22 protein-coding genes are annotated in these 21852 nt (G+C 68.2%); 9 read left to right on the plus strand and 13 right to left on the minus strand.

The annotated features are described in order from the left end of the window. Nucleotides 1-19: 19 nt before the first annotated feature. The 4 genes from AC1Q5B_RS05060 to glyQ form a co-directional block, all read right to left on the minus strand. Entirely contained in the window at nt 20-1804 is a 1785-nt protein-coding gene (locus tag AC1Q5B_RS05060) for an autotransporter assembly complex protein TamA (protein ID WP_492630629.1), read from the minus strand. A 240-nt stretch (nt 1805-2044) separates the two neighbouring features. Beyond that, entirely contained in the window at nt 2045-4141 is a 2097-nt protein-coding gene (gene glyS / locus AC1Q5B_RS05065; RefSeq protein WP_492630630.1) for a glycine--tRNA ligase subunit beta, read from the minus strand. Nucleotides 4142-4145: 4 nt separating this feature from the next. Further along, nucleotides 4146-4802, minus strand: a complete 657-nt coding sequence (locus AC1Q5B_RS05070; protein ID WP_492630631.1) for a glutathione S-transferase family protein — start codon at nt 4800-4802, stop codon at nt 4146-4148. Continuing rightward, a complete protein-coding gene (glyQ, locus tag AC1Q5B_RS05075) occupies nt 4799-5734 on the minus strand; it encodes a glycine--tRNA ligase subunit alpha (protein WP_492630632.1) in 936 nt (311 codons plus the stop codon). Before glyQ ends, AC1Q5B_RS05070 begins: the two co-directional genes overlap by 4 nt. Nucleotides 5735-5825: 91 nt before the next feature. Here glyQ and AC1Q5B_RS05080 point away from each other — a divergent pair, with 91 nt between their 5' ends. Continuing rightward, on the plus strand, nt 5826-6557 hold the full coding sequence (locus AC1Q5B_RS05080) for a glutamine amidotransferase (protein ID WP_492630950.1): 732 nt from the start codon (nt 5826-5828) through the stop codon (nt 6555-6557). A 30-nt stretch (nt 6558-6587) separates the two neighbouring features. Beyond that, on the plus strand, nt 6588-7472 hold the full coding sequence (locus AC1Q5B_RS05085; protein ID WP_492630633.1) for a BPSS1780 family membrane protein: 885 nt from the start codon (nt 6588-6590) through the stop codon (nt 7470-7472). Nucleotides 7473-7620: 148 nt separating this feature from the next. Here the strand turns inward: AC1Q5B_RS05085 and tatC are convergent, their stop codons facing one another. From tatC to AC1Q5B_RS05105, 4 genes are all read right to left on the minus strand, one after another. After that, nucleotides 7621-8379, minus strand: a complete 759-nt coding sequence (gene tatC / locus AC1Q5B_RS05090; RefSeq protein WP_492630634.1) for a twin-arginine translocase subunit TatC — start codon at nt 8377-8379, stop codon at nt 7621-7623. Further along, nucleotides 8376-8888 (minus strand): Sec-independent protein translocase protein TatB, encoded by a 513-nt coding sequence (gene tatB / locus AC1Q5B_RS05095; protein ID WP_492630635.1) that lies wholly within the window; start codon nt 8886-8888, stop codon nt 8376-8378. Before tatB ends, tatC begins: the two co-directional genes overlap by 4 nt. Before the next feature lie 24 nt (nt 8889-8912). Next, the gene (gene tatA / locus AC1Q5B_RS05100) at nt 8913-9134 is read right to left on the minus strand and encodes a Sec-independent protein translocase subunit TatA (protein ID WP_492630636.1); all 222 of its coding nucleotides are present in this window, start codon (nt 9132-9134) and stop codon (nt 8913-8915) included. A gap of 81 nt (nt 9135-9215) precedes the next feature. Next, nucleotides 9216-10073, minus strand: coding sequence for a lipid-binding SYLF domain-containing protein (locus AC1Q5B_RS05105; protein ID WP_492630637.1), 858 nt, complete (start codon nt 10071-10073; stop codon nt 9216-9218). 118 nt (nt 10074-10191) lie between these two features. Between AC1Q5B_RS05105 and hemH the strand changes: the two genes are divergently transcribed. After that, on the plus strand, nt 10192-11154 hold the full coding sequence (gene hemH, locus AC1Q5B_RS05110) for a ferrochelatase (RefSeq protein ID WP_492630638.1): 963 nt from the start codon (nt 10192-10194) through the stop codon (nt 11152-11154). Continuing rightward, nucleotides 11151-11996 (plus strand): alpha/beta fold hydrolase, encoded by an 846-nt coding sequence (locus AC1Q5B_RS05115; protein ID WP_492630639.1) that lies wholly within the window; start codon nt 11151-11153, stop codon nt 11994-11996. The genes hemH and AC1Q5B_RS05115 overlap by 4 nt, the downstream gene beginning before the upstream one ends. Here the strand turns inward: AC1Q5B_RS05115 and AC1Q5B_RS05120 are convergent. The 4 genes from AC1Q5B_RS05120 to ttcA all read right to left on the minus strand — a co-directional run bounded on the left by AC1Q5B_RS05120 (nt 11976) and on the right by ttcA (nt 15441). After that, nucleotides 11976-12440, minus strand: a complete 465-nt coding sequence (locus AC1Q5B_RS05120) for a hypothetical protein (protein ID WP_492630640.1) — start codon at nt 12438-12440, stop codon at nt 11976-11978. The genes AC1Q5B_RS05115 and AC1Q5B_RS05120 overlap by 21 nt on opposite strands. Before the next feature lie 256 nt (nt 12441-12696). Beyond that, on the minus strand, nt 12697-13521 hold the full coding sequence (locus AC1Q5B_RS05125) for a YgjP family zinc-dependent metalloprotease (RefSeq protein WP_492630641.1): 825 nt from the start codon (nt 13519-13521) through the stop codon (nt 12697-12699). A 40-nt stretch (nt 13522-13561) separates the two neighbouring features. Next, nucleotides 13562-14464 carry a recombination-associated protein RdgC gene (locus tag AC1Q5B_RS05130; protein WP_492630642.1) on the minus strand — a complete coding sequence of 301 codons (903 nt, stop codon included), beginning with the start codon at nt 14462-14464 and terminating at the stop codon, nt 13562-13564. A gap of 65 nt (nt 14465-14529) precedes the next feature. Next, nucleotides 14530-15441, minus strand: a complete 912-nt coding sequence (ttcA, locus tag AC1Q5B_RS05135) for a tRNA 2-thiocytidine(32) synthetase TtcA (protein WP_492630643.1) — start codon at nt 15439-15441, stop codon at nt 14530-14532. Here ttcA and AC1Q5B_RS05140 point away from each other — a divergent pair. Next, nucleotides 15440-15706, plus strand: coding sequence for a YdcH family protein (locus AC1Q5B_RS05140; RefSeq protein WP_492630644.1), 267 nt, complete (start codon nt 15440-15442; stop codon nt 15704-15706). The two genes, ttcA and AC1Q5B_RS05140, sit on opposite strands and share 2 nt — an antisense overlap. 281 nt (nt 15707-15987) lie before the next feature. Continuing rightward, nucleotides 15988-16707 (plus strand): N-acyl amino acid synthase FeeM domain-containing protein, encoded by a 720-nt coding sequence (locus tag AC1Q5B_RS05145; RefSeq protein ID WP_492630645.1) that lies wholly within the window; start codon nt 15988-15990, stop codon nt 16705-16707. Between the two features lie 11 nt (nt 16708-16718). Here AC1Q5B_RS05145 and AC1Q5B_RS05150 read toward each other — a convergent pair whose 3' ends face one another. Then, entirely contained in the window at nt 16719-17837 is a 1119-nt protein-coding gene (locus tag AC1Q5B_RS05150) for a helix-turn-helix transcriptional regulator (RefSeq protein WP_492630646.1), read from the minus strand. Between the two features lie 322 nt (nt 17838-18159). Between AC1Q5B_RS05150 and AC1Q5B_RS05155 the strand changes: the two genes are divergently transcribed. The 3 genes from AC1Q5B_RS05155 (at nt 18160) to AC1Q5B_RS05165 (ending at nt 21845) form a co-directional block, all read left to right on the plus strand. Then, a complete protein-coding gene (locus AC1Q5B_RS05155) occupies nt 18160-20121 on the plus strand; it encodes a hypothetical protein (protein ID WP_492630647.1) in 1962 nt (653 codons plus the stop codon). A 173-nt stretch (nt 20122-20294) separates the two neighbouring features. After that, nucleotides 20295-21323 carry a hypothetical protein gene (locus AC1Q5B_RS05160; protein ID WP_492630648.1) on the plus strand — a complete coding sequence of 343 codons (1029 nt, stop codon included), beginning with the start codon at nt 20295-20297 and terminating at the stop codon, nt 21321-21323. A 135-nt stretch (nt 21324-21458) separates the two neighbouring features. Then, complete coding sequence (locus AC1Q5B_RS05165) at nt 21459-21845, plus strand: hypothetical protein (protein WP_492630649.1); 387 nt, start codon at nt 21459-21461, stop codon at nt 21843-21845. The last annotated feature ends 7 nt before the right edge of the window (nt 21846-21852 follow it).

Genomic DNA, 21852 nt, shown 5'->3' on the forward strand with positions numbered 1-21852 from the left:
TCGGGCAGCTTGTGCTTCCTCACAGATCCGTCCCGATGTTGAGGTAGATCTGGAAGCTGGAATCCGGGTCGTTCAGGCCGTGCGCGACGTCCAGGCGCACCGGACCCACCGGCGAGCGCCAGCGCAGGCCGACGCCGATGCCGGTGCTGAGATCGGGGCGGGTGCCATCGAAGGCACTGCCGGTGTCGACGAACACCGCGCCGCCATACGGACCGCCCTTCGGATAGAACTCGTATTCGACGCTGCTGGTCAGCACGTTCTTCGCGCCCAGTGCGTAGTCGCCGCGGCGCGGACCGACTTCACGCCACGCGTAGCCGCGGATGCTGCGGTCGCCGCCGGCGAAGAAGCGCAGCGAAGGGGGCATCGCCACCAGCGAACTGGTGAAGGTGTGGCCGTACTCGCCGCGCACGATCAGCGCGCTGTTCGTCTTGTAGCGCTGCGACCAGCGCGCGCGCATGTGGAACTGCAGGAAGTTGGCGTCCGAGCCCGCGCCGTCCACGCCGCCGCGCAGCAGGATGGAGCCGGCCAGCTGGTCCGGACGGTTCGAGCCGACCGGCGAGTTGGTGTAGTCGGCGCGCAGCGAGGGGTAGGTGAACGTGGCGTATTCCACCGTGGTGTCGGGCAGCCCGGTGAGCGGATCGTCCTCGACGTAGCGCCAACGCTCGCGCAGCGCGTGGATCGACGCCACCGCCGTCCAGTCCTCGCTGACCTGGCCGCTGCGGCTGCCGGTGAACTCGACGTGGCGCAGGTCGATGTAGTCGGTCTGCTCGTCGCTCGCCTGCAGGCCGACGGTGTACCAGCCGTCCAGCCACTTGAACGCGGGGATGCGGTACTGCGTCAGCAGCGTCTTGCGCTTCTGCGCGTAGTCCAGGAACGTGGACAGCTTGTGCCCGCGCGAGTTGACGTAGCGGCGGTCCAGCCCCAGGCGGATACCGGGACCGCTCTCGGTGCCGTAACTGACGCCGGCGGTGTAGATGTCGCGCTTGGCCAGTTCCAGGTTCACGTCGATCGGCACGCGACCGTCTTCGGCCTTGTCCGGATTGGCCTGGATGTCGATGCTGGAGAAGTAGTCCAGGCCCACCAGCGATTCGCGCAGGCGGTCCAGCTTGCCCTGGTGGAAGTAGCTGCCTTCTTCCCAGTACACCAGCTTGTCGAGCAGGCCCGGGTCGAACTTGTCCTGGTGGAAGGTGGTGGCACCCATGTCGTAGCGGATGCCGCTGACCCAGCCCAGGGCGATGTCGGCGGCGTGGTCGGCGCGCGTGACCTCGACGCGGCGATGGGTGAAGTCGGCATCGAAGTATCCACGGTCGGCCAGGCGCCGCACGATGGTCAGCTTGCTCGCCTCGTAGGTGGTGTGGTCGAAGACGTCGCCGACGTTGGGCGCGAACGCGGCCAGGTCTTCCTTCAGGTAGCGATCCTCGCCGCCCTCGCCCTCGATGGACAGGTCGCGCCGGCGTACCCGTACCGGCTCGCCCAGGTCGACGCGCACGACGACGGTCAACCGCTCATCTCCGGCGCTTTCGATACGCGGCGCGTCGATGGTGACGGTGGGCGAGTAGTAGCCGAACGGCTCCAGCGCCTCGCGCGTCTCGGCGACGGCTTCGCCGAGCAGGTATTCCAGCCGCGACTCGCCCAGGCGTTTGCCCAGCGAGTCGTTCAGCGACAGCGCGGCGTTGATGTTCTCGACCATCAGTTCGTCTTCGAGCCCCTCGACCTGCACCTTGTCGACGATGGCCGCGGCCCAGGCAGGAGCCGTGGCGGCGAGCAGGACGACGAAGGTGGCGAGGCGGGAGAATCGACGCATGCGGGGAGGATACCCGGTGCGGGTTAAGCGGGGTGAAGGGTGGGTGCGATCACGCGGTGCATCGTTCACGGAAGCATTCGATCATCGCGATGCGCTCGTTCGCCCGCACGCGGGGGAAGGTCGGGATGGGGGCGAGGGAGATACGGCGCGCGGGATGCCTGCGCAGGCCGTCCATGCATCGCGGTCGCCCCCACCCCAGCCCTCCCCCGCAAGCGGAGGAGGGGGCGCAATGCGAAGGCGTCAGCCCGACAGATGCTCGATCGCCGCCACCGCGCGGAAACGGTCGGCGAGTCGCTTGAGCAGGGCCAGGCGGTTGGCGCGCACGGCCGGATCGTCGGCGTTGACCATCACGCTGTCGAAGAACGCATCGACCTGCGGACGCAGGCGGGCGAGGTGGTTCAGCACGGTCACGTAGTCGTGGTGGTGCAGCGCTTCGTCGGTCTCGCCGAGCACGGCTTCCACCGCCTCGGCCAGTGCGCTTTCGGCCGGGTCGTTCAGCAGCGACCGGTCGATCGCGTGCGGGATGGCGATGTCGGCCTTCTTCAGGATGTTGCCGATGCGCTTGTTGGCGGCCGCCAGTGCTTCGGCTTCCGGCAGCGTGGCGAAGGTGCCGATGGCATCCAGGCGGGTGTCGAAGTCGTACAGCGAGGCCGGCTTCAGTTCCGCGACAGCGTTGAAATGCGCGGCCGGTACGCCCTTGTCGGCGTAGTAGCTGCGGAGGCGGTCGAGGATGAAGTCGTAGAGGTCGTTGCCATCGGCAGATGCCGAGGCGTTGTCCTTGCCGATCGGCAGCGGGCCGATCGCCTCGATGGCGTTGTTGATCAGATCCTTGATCGAGACATTGACCCCACTCTCGATCACCGTCCTCGCCAGACCCAGCGCATTCCGCCGCAGCGCAAACGGATCCTTGTTGCCGGTCGGCTTCAGCCCTGCCGCGAAACCGCCAGCGAGTGTATCGAGACGCTCGGCGATCGCGAGCACCTTGCCCAGCGGCGACAGTGCGATGTCGTCGCCGGCGAAGCGCGGCTGGTAGGCCTCGTCGATGGCCAGCGCGATCTCCTTCGGCTCGCCCGCCGCGAGGGCGTAGTGGCGGCCGGCGATGCCCTGCAGCTCGGGGAACTCGTTGACCATGCGCGATTGCAGGTCGTTCTTCGCCAGTCCGGCGGCGCGACGCGCCTGCGCCGGATCGGCGCCGACCTGCGTCGCGATGGTTTCCGCCAATGCGGCCACCCGCGCGACCTTGTCGGCGACGCTGCCCAGCTTGGCCTGGTAAGTGACGGTCTTCAGGCCGTCGCCCATCGACGCCAGGCCTTGCTTCAGGTCTTCGTCGAAGAAGAACTTCGCATCGGAGAAGCGTGGACGGATCACGCGCTCGTAGCCCTTGCGGACTTCGTCCACGTTCTGCGACTCAATGTTGGCGATGCCGATGAAATGCTCGGTCAGCCTGCCGCCGTCGCTGAGAACAGGGAAGAACTTCTGGTTGATCTCCATCGTTTCGATCAGCGCTTCCTGCGGCACGGCCAGGAACGCGGATTCGAAACTGCACAGCACCGCCGCCGGCCATTCGGTCAGGCAGACCACCTGCTCCAGGTTGTCGTCGGTGATGCGCGCGCTGCCGCCGGCCTGCGTCGCGGCCTTCTGCACTTCATCGACGATGCGCGCACGGCGCGCGTCGGCATCGACCAGCACCTTGGCGCTCCGCAACGCGTCCACGTAATCGTCCGGCTGACCGATCCACACGGGCTTGTCGTGTTCGAAGCGGTGGCCGCGGCTCATGCGGTCGGACTTCACGCCGAGCACCTCGGCATCCACCACGTCCTTGCCCAGCAGCAGCACCAGCCAGTGCACCGGCCGCGCGAACGCGTAATCGTGGTCGCCCCAGCGCATCGGCTTCGGGATCGGCATGCCGGCCAGCGCCTCGCGCACGATGTCGGCGAGCAGGTCGGCGGTCTTCGCGCCGGGCGTCACCGCGCGGTGGACGAAGCGCTCGCCCTTGCCGTCGGTGGTGCGCTCCAGCTGCGTCCAGTCGATGCCGGCCTTCGCGGCGAAACCTTCCAGCGCCTTGGTCGGCGCACCGTTCGCGTCCAGCGCGATGTTGAGGTACGGGCCGAGCACTTCGGACCTCTGTTCCGGCTGCTCGACGTCCACTGCCGGCAGCAGCACCGCCAGGCGGCGCGGCGTATACAGCGGCTTGGCGTCGCCACGCTCGAAGCCGATGCCGCGCTTTTCCATCGCGGTGGTCACGCCGTCGAAGAAGGCCTGCGCCAGGCCGGGCAGCGCCTTGACCGGCAATTCTTCGGTGCCGAGTTCGATCAGCAGGGAGGAGGTCTGGCTCATCGGTTCAATCCTTCGCGGAGGCCGCGGCGCCGGTCACCGGCGCATCGAACGGCACGTAGTATTTCTTCAGCACCGGCAAGGTCTCGTAGCGCGCCAGGCGCGCGGACAATGCCGGAAATTCGTCGAGCTCGAACGGCACCGCGTCGCGCACGTAGGTGCAGTAGCAGGCCAAGGTGATGTCGGCCAGGCCGATGCGGTCGCCCACCAGCCATTCGGCGTCACCGGCGTCCAAGCAGGCCGCTTCAAGCACCTGCAGTGCGCCACGCATCTGCGCATTGCAGCGGTCCAGCCACGGCTGGTGGCTTTTCTCGGCGGGACGGAACACGCGCTCCATCACCTGCAGCAGCGCCTTCTCGACGGCGCCGGTCGCATAGCCGACCAGCTTCAACGCCTGCCGGCGCTGCGCGCCGTGAGGCGGCAATAGCGAGGCGCCGTCGGCGGCCTGGCCATCCAGCCAGTCGAGGATCACCGCCGATTCGGTCAGCGCTTCGCCATCGTCCAGCACCAGCACGGGCACGCGCCCCAGCGGGCTGTACTCGCGGATGCGCTCGAAGTCGCGGCCGACCGACCAGTCGCGGTGCTCGAATGGCACGCCGTGCAGGCCCATCGCCACGGCGACGCGACGCACGAACGGCGAATCGAACATGCCGATCAGGATCACGCGGCGCTGTCCCGCTTCAGGCCCGGGAAGCCCAGCTTCTCGCGCTGTGCGTGGTAGGCCTCGGCCACCGCCTGCGCCAGCTTGCGCACGCGCAGGATGTAGCGCTGGCGCTCGGTGACCGAGATCGCGCGGCGCGCGTCCAGCAGGTTGAAGCTGTGGCTGGCCTTGGTGACCTGCTCGTAGGCGGGCAGTGGCAGGCCGGCCTCGACCAGCTTCAACGCTTCCTTCTCGCAGGCGTCGAAGCGGTGGAACAGCTCGGCGACGTCGGCGTGTTCAAAGTTGTACGTACTCTGTTCCACCTCGTTCTGATGGTAGACGTCGCCGTAGGTCACCACGCCCTGCGGACCGACGGTCCACACCAGGTCGTAGACGTTGTCGACGTTCTGCAGGTACATGCAGAGACGCTCGAGGCCGTACGTGATCTCGCCCAGCACGGGGCGGCATTCCAGGCCGCCCGCCTGCTGGAAGTAGGTGAACTGGGTGACTTCCATGCCGTTCAACCAGACTTCCCAGCCCAGGCCCCAAGCGCCGAGGGTCGGCGATTCCCAGTTGTCCTCGACGAAGCGCAGGTCGTGCACGCGCGGATCGATGCCAAGCGCCTTCAACGAACCCAGGTAAAGCTCCTGGATGTTGTCGGGGTTCGGCTTCATCACCACTTGGTACTGGTAGTAACGCTGCAGGCGGTTGGGGTTCTCGCCATAGCGGCCGTCGGTGGGGCGGCGGCTGGGCTGCACGTAGGCGGCGTTCCACGGCTCCGGTCCCAGCGCGCGCAGGAACGTGGCGGGGTGGAAGGTGCCGGCGCCCACTTCGAGGTCCAGCGGCTGGATCAGCACGCAGCCCTGGTCGGCCCAGTACTGGTTCAGGGTCTGGATCAGGGCCTGGAAACTGAGGCCCTGGAAGGTGGTTACCGGTGAAATGGTTTGTCCGGCCATCGCGTTATCGTGCACTGCGGAAAAGCGGGCTAGTATACGGGCAAGCCCTTGTCCTTCCGCCGCTTTTCGCCTGTTCGACACTGTCGTGGATATGCCCGTGAAAGCCCCCTTCCTCATCGTCGAAACCGGCCAGCCGGTGCGCTCGATGCGGCGTTATGGCGGCTTCCCGCACTGGATCCGCGTGGCGGCCGGACTGGAAGCCCACGAGACCGTCGTGGCGAACGTCGAACGCGGCGATGCGCTGCCCTCGCGCGAAGGCTTGGCCGGCGTCATCGTCAGCGGCTCCGCCGCGATGGTTACCGACCGCGCCGACTGGAGCGAGCGCAGTGCCGAATGGTTGCGCGACGCCGCCCATGAAGGCCTGCCGCTGCTGGGCATCTGCTACGGCCACCAGTTGCTGGCGCACGCGCTCGGTGGCGAAGTCGCCTACAACCCGGCCGGGCGCGAGTCCGGCACGGTCCACATCGACCTGCACCCGCACGCGCAGGACGATCCGCTGTTCTCCGCATTGCCGCTGAAGTTCGCCGCCCACGCGACCCATGTGCAGACCGTGGCGCGGCCGCCGGAAGGCGCCACCGTGCTGGCGCGGTCCGAACAGGACGGCTGTCACGCGTTCCGCTGGCGCGACCGGGCCTGGGGCGTCCAGTTCCACCCCGAATTCGCCACCCACCACATGCGCGGCTACGTGCACGCCCGGGCCGAGCACCTGCGCAGCGAAGGCCGCTGCCCGGGCACGATCGCCCGCAGCGTGACGGCGGCACCGCAAGCCCGCAAACTATTGCGGCGGTTCGTCCGCCATGCGCGCGGCCTGCACGCGCGCTGATTCCCCGCTGCACTTCCCTCAGAGAACCCGATGTCGACGATCAACAAGGTGCCGGCCAGTGCCGGCGCGGAATGGCTGCTGGCGGGCTTCGCCCTGCTGAAGCGGGCGCCGGTGCCGCTGGCGACGCTGGCCGTGCTGTGGGGCCTGCTGTCGATGGTCGTGGCGCTGGTGGCGGTGACGCTGCCGGCGATGACGCTGGCGATGCAGTTCCTGCTGGTGCTGGCGGGGCCGTTGTTCTTCGCGGGCATGCTGTGGGCGGTGCGCGAAGTGGACCAGGGGCGCACGGCGCAGCCGTCGAACCTGCTGCAACCGGTCCGGGACGGCCACGCGCCGGCACTGCTGGCCACGCTGTTGCCGCAACTCCTGGCCGCCCTCGTGATGGGTGCATTGCTGTTCGTGATGGTAGGAACCGAACAACTGCAGCACCTGGCCGATGTCTACCAGAAGATGCAGGCCATCGCGGCCGCCGGGGGCCAGCCCGATCCGTCGCTGGTGGAAGGACTGCCGGCCGGTCGCCTGCTGCTGTGGCTGCTGCTGGTGGCCATCGTCTTCGTGGCGGTGAAGTGGATGACGTTCATCGCGTCGCCGCAGATCCTGTTTTCCGGCACGCATGTCGTGGATGCCATGCGCAACAGCCTGCGCGCCTGCGCGCACAATTGGACCGCGATGCTGCTGTTCTACCTGCTGGCCGGCATCGCCATCTTCGCCGTCGGCATGGGCTCGCTGCTGGTCGCCTCGATCCTGGCGCTGGCCGTCGGCGGCACCATCGCGATGGGGTTGTGGCAATTCACCCTGATGGCGCTGGTGATGCCGGTGCTGGCCGGGGCGGCGTACGCCGCGTGGCGGCAGATGCTGGGTGAAGGGGCGGTCGCTGCGGGCGCATCGCCGTCAGCACCGTCCCGGATCGAGGTCTGACGCCGGCGCAGGCGCCGACGCCGCGTTCCGTAGAGCCGAGCTTGCTCGGCTGAGCTGCCGACCAACGTCGGCAGGAGAGCAGCGGAACACGCTCCGCTCTACGACAAGCGATCATCCGCGGTCGAGACTATCTTGCCGAGCCGCGCGATTACGGCGTTTCGGGGGCAGGCTTCGGTTTCAGCCAGCCGGCGGCGACAATGCCCAGCTCGTACAGCAGGCACATGGGGATGGCGAGCATCAGTTGCGACACCACGTCGGGCGGGGTGATCAGCGCGGCGATGACGAACACGCCGACGATGGCGTAGCCGCGGCCCTCGCGCAGCTGCTGCGGCGTGACCCAGCCCAGCAGCACCATGATCACCAGCGCCACCGGCAATTCGAAGCTCACGCCGAAGGCCAGGAAGATCACCATCACGAAGTCCAGGTACTTCGCCGGGTCCGGCGCCAGCGTCACGATGTCCGGCGTGAACACCGTCAGTGCGTGGAACACGCTGGGCAGCACCAGGAAATACGCGAACGCGCAGCCGGCGTAGAACAGCACGATGGCCGAGACCAGCAGCGGCATCGCCAGCCGCTTCTCGTGCTTGTACAGGCCGGGCGCGACGAAGCTCCACGCCTGGAACAGCAGCCACGGCGAGGAGAGGAACAGGGCGAGGAAGAACGCCAGCTTGATCGGCGCGAAGAACCCGGACGTCGGATCGCTGGCGATCATCTGCGTGGCCTGGCCCGCGGGCAGCTGGGAAATCAGCGGCTGGGCGAGTCGGTCGTAGAGCTGTCGCACGAACGGCAGCAGCGCGAGCAGGATGATGGCGGTACCCGCCAGGCCGCGCATCAGTCGCGTGCGCAATTCCAGCAGGTGTTCCATCAGGCTGCTTTCTGCTTCCTGTTCCGATGATCCGCGATTCATCGCGCATCCTTCGGCGGGAACAGGTCGGCGGTCGTGCCGGCCTCCGGCTCGGGCGTCGCGTCCTGCGTTGCGCCATGGTGCGTATCGATCGTCGAGGCGAGGCGGCCTTCGTCTTCCATTGCGGGATCGGCGGATGCCGCAGCGTCCGCCGCCGGGGGTCTGGCGAGCGCGGGCGGCGTGATGGCGGATTCGACATCGTCGCGCAGGGCGACCGCATCGGCGCGCGCCGCCTGCCGCACGTCCTCGAACTGGCGTTCGGTCTCCCGCGCGCTGTCGCGGATACGCTGTTCGGTGTCGCGCAAGGCGTCCTGGGCGTCCTTGAGGTTGCGCTTCAGCTCCTCGGAGGCGAGCTCGCGTTCCAGCTCGTCCTTCACCGAATACCATTGCGCGCGCGCGCGCCGCACCCACAGGCCGGCGAAGCGCGCCGCCTTGGGCAGGCGCTCGGGACCCAGCACGATCAGCGCGACGACCGCGATGACCAGCAGTTCACTGAAACCGATATCGAACATGGCCGCGGCCGCGATGCCGCGCGATCAGGAGGCGTCGCGGTCGCGCTCTTTGGCGGCGCTGGATTCGTCGGTGCGCGACTGGTCGTTCAACTGCCCGGTCGGCTTGTCGTCGTCCTTCATGCCCTTCTTGAAGCCCTTGACCGCTTCGCCCAGGTCCTGGCCGGCGTTGCGCAGGCGCTTGGTGCCGAAGACGAGCAATACGACCACCAGCACGATGATCCAATGCCAGATGCTCAAACCGCCCATGGTGTGCTCGCAGGAAAGTTGGGGCGCTCAGGATAGCGCAGGCGGACCGCCGGGATGGCGATCCGTCGCCCATTACTTCCGTCAGGGATTGCCGTTCAGCGGTTCGGTGCGCACTTCACCGTCCTGCACGGGCTCGAATCCCTGCGTCTGGGCAGGCGCTTCGACGACCACCGGCGCAACGGCGGGTGCAGGCGCGCGGGCCGTCGCCTGCGCCGTGGTGCCGCCGGTACCGCGGTTGCCGCGGGCGAGTTCGGTGACTTCCTCCAGTTCGTCGCGGAAGCCGACCACCGCACTCGACGGCTGGCCCGCACGACTCTCGAAGATCGCGCGCGGGGTCGCGGCGCTGCCGTAAACGGCGGTGTTGGCGTCGTCGTCGATCTGCAGCACCGCGCCGTCGAGCGCCACGCCGGCGAACAGGCCGCGGGCGCGCGACCACGACCAGATTTCCGCCTTCAGCTGGCCATCGGTGGACGCGCTGGCGTTGCGACCGACCGGACCGGCGGCCACGCCGGCATCGGCACCGAGGGTGAACTTGCCGTTGACGATGGAGTCCAGCGAACGGTCGTTGCGGAACACCAGTACGACGTCCGACGACTGCACGCCGGCCTGGAAACCGATGCTGCCGCCGGTGAGCTTGATGAAGACCGGTTGCGACCAACTGCCGTCGGGATTCTTCACCGACATCAGGCCGTGGCCGCGGCGGCCGCCGATCACCAGGCCCGCTTTCAGCGTATCGGGGATGACGACGATCGCCCGGCCTTCATCCAAAAGCTTGTCGGGGATGCCGTTCTCGGGGATGCGCTGGATTTCGTTGAGCACGCGCACCGCGTTGGTGGCGCGTTCGTCTTCCTTGGGACCCGCGATGGCCTGGCCGGCGAACAGGGCGGCGGCCAGCGCGAGCGCGGTGGGCGGCAGCAGGCGGCGGGAGGTGCGGTTCATGGCGGCTCCATAAGGGGATTTCGCAGCAGGAGGCTGCAACTGCCTGAAAGTAGGCGGGGGCGGATGAATCGGTGCTGACAGCGGCGGCGCGATGCGCCTGCTCTGCCACAATACGCGGATGCCCGACTCGCCCGCCACCGCGCTGCTCATCGTCAATCTGGGAACGCCGGAGGCGCCCACGCCTCGCGCTGTCCGTCGCTATCTGGCCGAGTTCCTGCACGACCATCGCGTGGTGCAGCTGACGCGCTGGCTGTGGTGCCCGCTGCTGCACTTCCTCATCCTGCCGCTGCGCGGGCCAAAGGCGGCGGCGAAGTACGCCAGCATCTGGTTGCCGGAGGGCTCGCCATTGGCCGTGTACACGCGCCGCCTGGCCAGCGCCCTGCAGGCGCGACTGCCGGACTGGCGCGTGCTCGATGCGATGCGCTACGGCGAACCATCGCTGGCCAAACGGCTGCAGGCGCTGCGCGCTGAGGGCATCCGTCGCGTGGTGGTATTGCCGCTGTATCCGCAGTACTCCACGACGACCACCGAATCGGTCCGCGATGTCGTCGTGCGCGCGTCGGCGGAACTCGAGGTGCGCTTCATCGACGACTACTCGGTCGATCCCGGCTGGGTAGCCGCCGTGGTGGCGTCGATCCGTCAGTGGCGGGAACGCCACGGCGCGGGCGAGCATCTCCTGTTCTCTTACCACGGCCTGCCGCAACGGCTGGCGCGCCAGGGCGATCCGTACCCGCAGCGGTGCGAAGCGAGCACGCGGGCCATCGTTGCGGCGCTGGGCCTGCGCGACGACGCGTGGACGCTGACGTACCAGTCGCGCTTCGGCAAGGAGCGCTGGCTGGAGCCGGCCACCGACACCACGCTGCAGGCCCTTGCGGCGCGAGGTGTACGCAAGGTGGATGTGGTCTGTCCCGGCTTCGCGGTGGACTGCCTGGAAACGCTGGAGGAAGTCGGGATCGGTTTCGCGGAGCAGTTCGCCCACGCCGGCGGCGAACTGCGCTACATCGCCTGCCTCAACGACGATGACCTGCACGCCGACGCGCTGGCCGTGCTGGCACAGCGCGCGGACGGTACGGGCACATGACGCTGCGCGAGTTCAGTGTCGACATCCCGCTGGGCCGCATCACCGGACTGCGCAGCGGCGATGAAGGGCCTCGCGTGCTGGCACTGCACGGCTGGCTGGACAACGCCGCCAGCTTCATTCCGCTGGCCGGGCATCTGCCGGGCGTCCAGCTGGTGGCACCCGACCTGCCGGGCCACGGCCGCAGCGCGCATCTGGCATCCGGCGCCGAATACACCAGTGGGGTGGCGGTGAACGCCGTGCTCGACATCGCCGATGCGCTGGGCTGGGAGACCTTCTCGCTGTTGGGCCATTCGATGGGTGCCGGCATCGCCAGCCTGATGGCGGCGGCGGTGCCGCAGCGCGTGCAGCGGCTGGTCGCGATCGAAGCCCTGGGCGGGCTGGCGGAAACCGTCGAACGCACCGCCGACCGGTGGCGCGAAGCGATCGCGGCGGCGCGGGCGTTGCCCGGCAAGCAGTTGCGGGTGTTCGCCGATCTGGCCGCGCCGATGCGGGCACGCATGCTGGCCAACCAGTTGAGCGAACCGGCGGCGCGACTGCTGGTCGAGCGTGGCGTCAAGCCGGTGGACGGCGGCTTCGTCTGGAGCAGCGATCCGCGGTTGACGCTGCCCACGCCGCAACGCCTCGACGAAGCGCAGCTGTCGGCGCTGGTGGCCGGCATCGCCTGTCCGACCCTGGTGATCTATGCGCACCCGGCGCAGCCCTATTTCCCCGAACCGTTGCGCTCGCAGCGCGCGGACCGGCTGCCCGATGGCCGGCTGCACGTCATGGCCGGCACGCATCACCTGCACATGGAAGATCCCGCCGGCGTCGCGGCCGTGGCGTCAGGCTTCCTGGCGTCCTGAACCGGCCCGCTTGGCGGCGTGGAATTCCACGGCCAGCGCCACGTCGCCCTTGCGGATGGGCGCGCTGCTGCGCCACCAGGCGGTGGTGACCGCATCCAGCTCGCCGTCCTGTTGCGCCAAGCGCCGCAGCAGTGCGATGTCTTCCGCACTCGCCAGTTGTTCGTTGGGCAGGTAGTACTGCTCCAGCGGCGCGCGCGCCGCGGCCGGTGTCCGCGTCAGGCGGGCGATGAGTCCCGCCGCCGTCAGTCCCGACAGGATGTAGCCGCCGAGCAGCAGCGGGATGGAATCATGGGCGCTGCCGAGCCAGGCCACGCTGCCCGCGGCGGGCAACAGCAGGACGAGCAGCTTGCCCAAGCGGTCGAAACGCTGAATCCGGCTGGCCTCGTGGCGTCGCTCCCGGGCGCGGGCGCCGGCCTCTTCGACCGACAGGCTCTTGCGGCTCATCAGCGCGCGGCGTGCTTGGAGGCTTGCCGCCGTCTCGGTGAGCGGAAGGTTGTAGAGCGAGAACCCCCGCATGGCATTGCCGGGCCCGGCCCGACGGGAATGGTCCGCCGCGTCGGGAACGGCGGGCGGGCGGGATGCAGGCGGACGCTGGTTCATGACGGGCCGACGACGGGAAAGAGGGGCCGGACGGCGGCCCAACGCTCCTTGCTGGCCCGCCGGCTCCGGCTTGCCCCTGAATTCGTGACGAACGTCTCACTCAGGACATCGGGACGGCCGCGTTGCGACCGGTGTCCCCGGCGGCATCAAGAAGCCGGTGCAGCTGCGCCTTGAGCCGGCGGCCCTCGGCGTGGAACCACGCCCGCTCGTCGCGCCACGCCGGAAAGCGGGCCTCGACCTCCCGCCAGAACGCCGGCGAATGGTTGGCCTGCAGCAGATGGCAGAGCTCGTGGACAAGGACGTATTCGAAGGCCGAGGGCCGGCCGAGCACCAGCGCCAGGTCCAGGGTCAGCGTGCCATCCGGCGCCAGCGAGCCCCATTGCGAGGACATCACCTTGAGGCGGATCTGGCGCGGCGCGCGCGGCAAGCCGCCCAGGTAGGCGGGAAGCCAGCGGCCGATGTCGGCGCGCGCTTCGGCTTCATAGAAGGCGCGCAATGTCCGCCGCAGGGTGGCGTCGCTGACGCGGGCGGGCAGGTACGCATGGATGCCGCTCTCCTGCCGTTCGATCCGGGCGAAGCGGCCCTCGTGCCAGTGCAGGGGAATCTCTTCGCCGCGCAACGGCAGGTAGGCCGTCACGCCCGGGACGCATGCGGGCGCGTCGTCGTCCGGTGCGTGGCGTGCGAGCTGTTCGGCCAGCCAGTCGCGATGCTGGTGCAGGAAGCGTTCGCCCGACACCAGGCTGGCGCGCCATGGCAGTGTCAGGCGCGCACCGCGCTCGTCGATGCTGAGCTTCAACCGTTTCGCGCGCGGGTCGCGCACGCGCTGGACGTCCAGGCTGCGGCCGTCCTCCAGGTGCACCGTCACCGTGTCGCGCTCCACGCTGCGGGGCGTGCGGGTGGTCAGGCGCTGGAGCAGGGACGGCATGGGGCGATGGTAGCGGATCGGCCGCGGCGGCCGTGTGCGCTCATTCCGCCTTGCTGAGCTTCAGTGCGTGCTCCAGTACCAGGAACAGGCGCTTCAGTTCGCCGGCCATCAGCGCAAAGCGGGCATCGAGTTCGGCGCGCAGGTCGTCGTGCTCGGTGTTCTCCAACTGGTCGACCGCGCCGTCGAGGAACTTCAGCTTGCGCACGATCAGGTCTTCGCCGAGGACGAACGAGACGTGGTCGTCGAGCACCAGCGCGAGCTTGGTGACCTGCTTGCCGGCTTCCAGGTGCTTGGCGATCTCGTCGCTCTGCAGCTCCTGGTTCTGGCACTTCACCACCGCGCCGCCTTCCATCGCGTCCTTGAGCTCGCATTCCTCGCCCAGCGACAGGCCTTCCGGCAGCGGTTCGCCCGCGATCCAGCCGGTCAGCACGTTGCGCGGGGCCACTTCCGCATTGAGCGGCAGCGCCGGGAAGCTGCCGAGCGCACGGCGCACTTCCGACACCACGTTCTCGCCGGTCTTGCGCGAGGACGCATCGACGGCGATGAAGCCGAGCTCCAGGTCGATCAGTGCGTCGGTGCGCGACGGCTTCACGAACGCGCGCGGCAGCAGTTCGTGCAGCAGGTCGTCCTTCAGCCGCTTGCGGGTCTTGCCGCCGGGCTTGCGGCCTTCCTTCGCCTCGATCTCCAGCAGCTTCTTCTGCAGCAGGTCGTTGACCACGGCGCCGGGCAGGATCTTGTCCTCGCCGCCGACGCTCAGCCAGATCGCGTCGTTGATGCGGTGGGACAGCGCCTCTTCGCCGCGGCCGAACGGTGAAATGAACCCGCGCGAGGACAGCTCCAGCGGGCCGACCGGCTTGAGGACGGCTTCCGGGAGAAGCTCATCGAGTTGGGAGAAATCGAGGGAAGTGGGGAAGCGGAACAGCGTGAGATTGCGAAAGAACATCGACTATCCAGAGTGAAGAAAGATCGCTCCGCCCGTGCAGGCGAAGGCGATGGAAGGGGTGAGGGTTACGGCCGGTTTTCGGCGTGGGTATGCGGATCGCCGGCCAGCCAGGCGTGCGCATCCGGCAGCGCGGCGCCGTCGCGATGGCCCAGCGACAGGAAATCGAACAGCCTCGGGTCGCTGAGCTGCGACGGGCGGATATCGCCCAGCGCACGTGCGATGGTCTCGATGCGGCCCGGCGTGTCGCGTACCCAGGCATCCATCATCTTCTTGACCTGCTTGCGCTGCAGGTTCTCCTGGCTGCCGCACAGGTTGCAGGGAATGATCGGGAATGCCTTCGCGTCGGCGTACTCGGCGATGTCGTCCTCGCGCACATAGGCCAGCGGGCGGATCACCACGTGCTTGCCGTTGTCGGACAGCAGCTTTGGCGGCATGCCCGAGAGCTTGGCGTGGAAGAACAGGTTCAGGAAGAACGTCGCCACCAGGTCGTCGCGATGGTGGCCCAGCGCGATCTTGGTGAAGCCGTTCTCCTCGGCGTAGCTGTACAGCGAGCCGCGGCGCAGGCGCGAGCACAGCGAGCACATGGTCTTGCCTTCCGGGATCACCCGGCTGACCACCGAGTAGGTGTCCTGCTCGATGATGTGGAACGGCACGCCGACGCGTTCCAGATACTCCGGCAGCACATGCTCGGGAAAGCCGGGCTGCTTCTGGTCCAGATTCACCGCCACCAGGTCGAAGCGCACCGGCGCCTTCTTCTGCAGCTGCAGCAGGATGTCCAGCATCGTGTAGCTGTCCTTGCCGCCGGACAGGCACACCATCACCTTGTCGCCCTCTTCGATCATGCCGAAGTCGGCGATCGCCTGGCCCACCTGCCGGCGCAGGCGCTTGGCCAGCTTGCCCTGCTCGTGCGCGACGCGACGCGGATCGGCGGCAGGGCGGCGCAGGACGGGGTCGGGCAGGGGCAGGACGGTGCTCATGCCGCCATTGTACCGGGGCGCGGTGACGGCCTCGCCGCCGGCGGTGTACGCTCGCGGCGTGGACATCGACAACCCCGCCGACATCGCCGAGAAGATCGCCGCGCTCCGGGTCGAGCACCGCGACCTGGACGAAGCCATCGTGCGCCTGGTCGATGAGGCGGACGCCGACGAGGTCGCGATCAAGCGCCTGAAGAAGCGCAAGCTGTGGCTCAAGGACTGCATCGCGCGGCTCGAGAGCGCGCAGATCCCGGACGAGCCCGCCTGACACGGCGGCGCTTTCCGATCCACCTGCGCCGTTGGAATCTGACGCTGGGCGTCACCCCTGACCGGGCCAGCATGGTCTGCGGCTCGCCGCGCCGATGTCGCGCGCCCGTGGAATGGTTCCTTTCCGCGTGTTTTCCGCCGATCGTCCCGGTTGGCCCGATGCTTGCTTGATAGCCGGGGCGTGGGGATGTCCCTCACCGAACGACCGTTTGCCGTCCTGCCGGCGCCGCGGTTCCCGAAGCACAGGCCCCGTGCGCTGCCGCGCCGTGGCGAGGGAGTGGCATGGAGCAGGACAAACCGTTCAACCCCCGGATGCCGATGACCGCGCGCGAGGCGCGGATCGCGTCGGCCTCGACCGAGGCCGCGCTGGCCGGCATTGGACTGCGGATGCAGCGCATCCTGCCGGGAGAATCGCTGGGCGACGTGCCGCGCCTGCGCCGCGAGGTGTACTTCCACGAACAGGGCCAGTTCGGCGACCGCAGTAAGCGCGTCACCGACGGCCTGGACGATTGCGGCACCACGCTGGCGGTGGAGAAGGGCCAGCAGGCGATCGCGACGCTGCGCCTGCACGACTTCTCGCCGCTGGCGGTGCAGGTGGAGTACGGCAGCCTGTTCCGGATCGACGAGTTCGCACGCAGCTGGCCGCTGTCGCAGGTGGCGGTGGGCACGCGCTTCGCGGTGCAGGCGGACCAGCGCAGCAAGCCGGTGGTGGACCGCCTGATGGAAGAGGCCTACCGCTGGGCGCAGGAGTCGCGCATCCAGTTCTGCCTGCTGGCGTGCGAGCCGTTCCTGCATGGTGTGTTCGAGCACTACGGTTTCCGCGAATACCTGCCGCCGGCGATCCTGCCCGGCGGCGTGGACCTGCTGCGCATGGTGCTGGTGATGGAGGACGAGCCGTACCTGTCCGAATGCGGATCACCGTTGCACCGGCTGATCCGCGAGCCCGCACGCGCGCTGCCGTCGAAGGCGTGGCTGACGCGCCAGTTCCATGCGATGTCCTGAGCCGGGGCGTTTCAGCAGACCGCGTTGAGCGCACCGAGCAGCCGGAGCAGGGCGGGCTGACTGCGTTCGCCGGTCTTGTCGAACACCACCTTCAACCGCGTCTGCGCGGTGGAAAGCGCCACGCTGCAGGCCTGCGCCGCCAACGCGAGGTCGGCATGCTGCAGCAGCGCCACCGCCAGCCGGCGCTCGGCGTCGGTCAGGCCGAACAGGTGCTGCAGGGCCTGCTCCAGCTGCGCGGGATTCGCCGAGGCGACGGGTTGCGCGAACACCAGCAGCGCCGCTTCACCGGCCAGCAACGGCGGCGCCAACGGATGCGCGGTAATCGCCACGGCGCCGATGCCGGGCGCCTGCACCACCAGCTTTTCGACATCGCCTGCGCGGCCATCCGGCGGCGCCAGCGTGGCGCGTGCGAGCAGCTGCTGCAGGGCGGCGTCCTGCCATCCCGGCGCGGACAGCTGACCCGATGCGCGATACAGCACGCCAAGTCCTAGCAGGTGCTCTCCGGCGGCATTGGCGCGCAGCACCTGGCGGTTGGCGGACAGCGTGAACATCGCCATCGGCGACTGGTCCAGTGCCGCCTCGAGCGACTGCACGCGCTGCTGCAGCAGGTCGAGCCGGCGCATGATGGCGTAGGCGTTCACCCAGTGCGGCACCACGCGCCGGAACAGCCCCAGCTCTTCGTCGTCGAACAGGCGGTGGCGGTCGTCGCGGCAGATCGACAGCGTGATCGAGTTCAGGCCGTCGTAGTGGCCCACCGCCGCGAGCTGCTGCTCCACGCCGAATATGCGGTAGTAGGCGTTGTACGCGTCGGTGCGGCGCATCTGCGCGATGGGCAGCAGTTCTTCGGTGTCGAACACGCGGCCCGTGGCGAAGTGGGGCGTCGCGCGGCTGACCCACGGGTCGACACGCAGGTCGAGCGACTGCAGTTCCCTCGCTACCTGCTCGGGGTCGACGCCGTGCAGGCGCGCCACGCTGCCACGGCCGCAGGCGACGTCGTGGCCGAGGATGGCGGTGAGGTGGCTGCCGGTGGCCTGGCTGAGCTGCTGGGTGAAGTCGTCCAGCCGGCCCGGCTCCAGGATCGCCTCGTACAGCGGCTCAATCACGCGCGCGAGAGCGTGGTCGTCGTTCATCGGTGTCCCCTGTGGCGGTACGCGGATCGCGTGCGGCGCCCTCTTCGTCGCAGTTAATTACGAAATGCGTCCCTGCACAAGCCGAATCCTTCTGCAGCGTCAAGTCCGGAACGGGAGTGCGCACGCGCGCCGCAGGTCGTTATGGTCCCGCAAGGGGGCGTGATCGCCGCATGCGGCGGATCGCACGGGGCCATGGGGAGATGGCGACCGGGGATGCGCGGACTCAAGGAAGACGAGCGGGGTGCCGATAAGGCTGCGAGGGAATGCGCCGTGGCACCGCGTCGCGCCATGGCCCCCCGACCGTCCCGTCCGGAATCCGATCATGCTCCTGCTCCGCGTGTTCCTCGTTCTCGCCTGTCTCGTCGCCGGCTTTCGCAGTGCGCAAGCCCAGGAGGCTGCGCCGATCGCGCCCGCCATCGACACCGCGGCGTGGGGCCCCTATGTGCGGTTGGCCGAGCGCAGTTGGCAACTCGGCGACGGATATCGCGTGAGCTGGCAGTGGCTGTCGCCTGGCGAGGAACTCCGCGAGCAGTGGGTCAATCCGCACGACGGCAAGGTGGTCCAGACCAACGTCATCCGACCGGGCGACACGCCAGGCCGGCTCCAGCTGACCTCGTCGCTGCTCGGCATGAACCTGAAGTGGCAGGGGCGCATCGCCTCCGCCGATGAAGTGGTCTGGGCGCGCGAGGGCATGGTCAAGCTGCCCTACCGGCTGCGCTTCGCAGGTGATGGTCAGCTGTTGTACGAGGGCGTCAAGCTCAAGGACGAGCAGGTCACGGACGTGAAGTACACGCACGTGATGAAGCCGATGTCCCTGGACACGGTGGCATCGGCGGTTGCGGAGGCCGCCGACGCGCCGGCTGGCGCCGTGGTCGCACCGTCGACCGCACCAGGCGTCGAAGCGCCCTCGACCGCGACCGCGCTTGCGCCGGCGAACCCGCCGGCGCAGACGCCCCTGATGGCGTCCGAGCCGGTCATCACCGGCCTGGGTCCGCTGTCGGCGTTCGCCGGACAGACGTTCACGTGGTGCAAGCCCTCGCAGGTCGGCGGCAAGAACTGCTACATCCGCTTCATCGAGACAGGCGATGGCCTCCAGATCTGCTTCTTCCCGGCGGACTTCAGCACCAGCTGCGAATTCACCTACGCGGCCGTGCCTTCCGACAAGAAGCCGGGCGAACTGAAGCTGACGAACGTGACCTCCCGGAAGGGGGAGTACTACGTCAGCACGGGCGCGCGCTGGAAGGAGGGCGGTCAGGTGCTCGAATTCACCACGCGCAAGAAGTACTACGAGAGCCTGCTGACCGAGGCCATCAAGCTGACCATGGCCCCGCACACGGGCTGGGTGAGCAACGCCGATTTCTGGGTGGCGCGCGACGGGACGCCGAGGTGGCGCAGCTACGGCTGGACGGCGGGCATGCTGGGCGGCAAGTCCGACGCCTACGACACGACCTACGAGCTGAAGCCGGCGACACCCGCACTTGTACAGGAATACAGCACCATCTACGCCAGCTGGAAGGTCCAGGACGACTACCAGCGCCAGATCGATGCGCAGCGCCGCCGCGAAGAGGAAGCGCAGCGCGAGGCGAATTTCGCCGCGTTCATGGGCGGCCTCAGCACGGTCGCGACCACGATCCAGCAGGACATGGACGAAGTCGACCGCGCCAACCAGCGGGTCGCCGATGCGCGGCGCGCGATGGAAGAAGCGCAGGCGCGGGAGCAGGCACGCCAGCAGGCCGAGCAGGCGGAGCAACGGCGCGCGCACCAGCAGGCGCAACAGAGCGCCGTCGCTCAGCAGCAGGCCCATGCGCAAGTCGCCGAGCAGGCGCGACAGCAGGCGGCGCGGGAAGCGGAGCAGCAGCGCGTGGCGCAACAACAGGCCGCCGACCAGGCACGCAGGAAGCAGCAGGAAGAAGCCGAGCGCAAGCGCCAGGCCGACGCACAGCAGCTGGCCGAAGACCAGGCGCGACAGCGCCAGCAGCAGGAATGGCAGCAGAGCCTGTTGCAGGCCCGCAACAGCCTGCGCCTGCGCGCCGACACCTGCTTGGGCGGCAGTGGTCGTTACTACGTCATCGGCCCCAAGACCAGCGTGAAAGGTTGCGCCACCGTGCATTACGAAGCCCGCTGCCCGGGAACCGCCCAAGGTGCCGGCGTGCAGGGCACCCAGCACAACTACATCGGTGGCAGCTGCATGGGCGTGGGCGATGCGATCGCCATCCCCAGCTCGCCGCTGTCGTGCCCGGTCGAGCAGGTGATCGTGCGCGTGACCGACGTGACGGGGTGCTGATAAAAACGAAGGCGAGAAACCGCTCGGCGATCTCGCTGTCTGCATGCCGGTTTACGGCCTGCGACTGCGCAGCTGCCCCTTCACGCCATCCCATGTCTTCCACTGCCTGAAGCGAGAACTCCTCCATGATGCCGTTTCAATACACTGCCCCGTCCCGCTCGCAGCGCGCGTGCATGGTGCTACTGGTCATGCTGGTCGCCGCTGGGGCGCCAGCCGGTGCAGAAGAAAAGCCGCAATGGCGTCGCGCTGCCGAGGCGGCGAACGAACTCTCGTATGAATGCTTCGGCGAGAAGAAGAACGCCGACTGCGAGGCGATGATCCGCCATTACGACACGGCGTTGGCGGCCCCGGACGCGGATGATGGAGTCCGTCATGAAATCTTCAAGTACCGCCTGAACGCGGTTGCCGTGCATGGCGGCCACCTCGTGGAGGCCGGCGATACAGAGCGGGCGCTGTCCGTGCTGTACGCCGGGCATACCGAGATGCAGAAGCACTTTGACGGCGGCAAGCATGCGCACACCGTGATCGACAACCTGCGCCTGCAGGGCCATTTCCTGAAGGCGCTGGTCGCGGCCGGTGACCTGAAGAATGCGGACGCGGTGGTGGACCTGCCTCGCCAGGTGGTGCCTCACTATTACGGGCAGATCGACAAATACCGCGACAACGAAAGGACGACGGCGCTGATCGCCGAGGGCGTGGTGCGCAGCGAAGAGCTGGAGACCGGCTATGGCCACGCGTTGATCGCTTACGCCAACGAACTTGAGAGCGATCCACTCGCGAAGGCGGTGCGCGCCGACGCCATCGTAGCGTACCGCAACGCGTTGCAGTGGCTGCAGCGCGGCGACACGGAGGGCTGGTCGATGCCGTTCGAGGGCACCAACGCGATCCGTTTCGCGGAGCTCAACAATGCGCTCGGCAAGGCGTTGTTCGCGTCCGGTGATCGCAAGGGCGCAGTCGAGGCGCATAACCTCGCGTTTGTCGCCGCCAGCTGCAAGGGGTTCGACGACGGCTCGCTGCACGACTTCGACAAGATCACTGCGGCCAGGCCGTGTCGGGAAGCGGTGGCCGGCTACATGGCGGCGTCCGGGGAGACGCAACGCTTGGCCAAGGACGCGGCGGAGGCGATGTACCGACAGCAGATGGAGCTGTACGGGAAGGACATCAGCGGTCTGCTGCGCGCGGCGCCGAAGCAGACCGACTGAGCCGAATCGATCCGGGGAGGCATGCTCGCTGGATCGAGACAACGCTCTGCGTAATACGTGCGGGTTCCGGTGTTCGCCGGGCAGCAGCAAGCAGCCAGGCAGGATATCGCCCGCAGGAACTACAAGGGACATCGAATGAGCATCACCAAGAAGATCTGCGCCCTCGCCCTGCTGGCCGCTGCTTGCCACGCCCACGCGCAACAGCAGACGGTGGAAGGCGCCCACCTGTTCCTCTCGAAAGTGGTCGAACAGGGAGCTACCACCTTCGAGATCGACAACGGGAAGGGCTGGAACACCGTGAGCGCGGACAAGTCGTACGGCCGCTACTACAACTACGACACCGCATCCGGCATCAGGGCCGGCGAGTACGGCTGCAGCAACTACAAGACGTCGGCCCACGGTGTTGCGGACTTCAAGCTGACATCGATCATCAAGTTGACGCGATGCGCCTCGCAGATATCGACGCCAGCGATTCATGCAAAGGAGATCGAAGGCGACGCCACATCGGGGACGGGGTTCTGATGCGCAG

The organism is Pseudoxanthomonas sp. GW835-FHT14C01 (genome assembly GCF_058793715.1).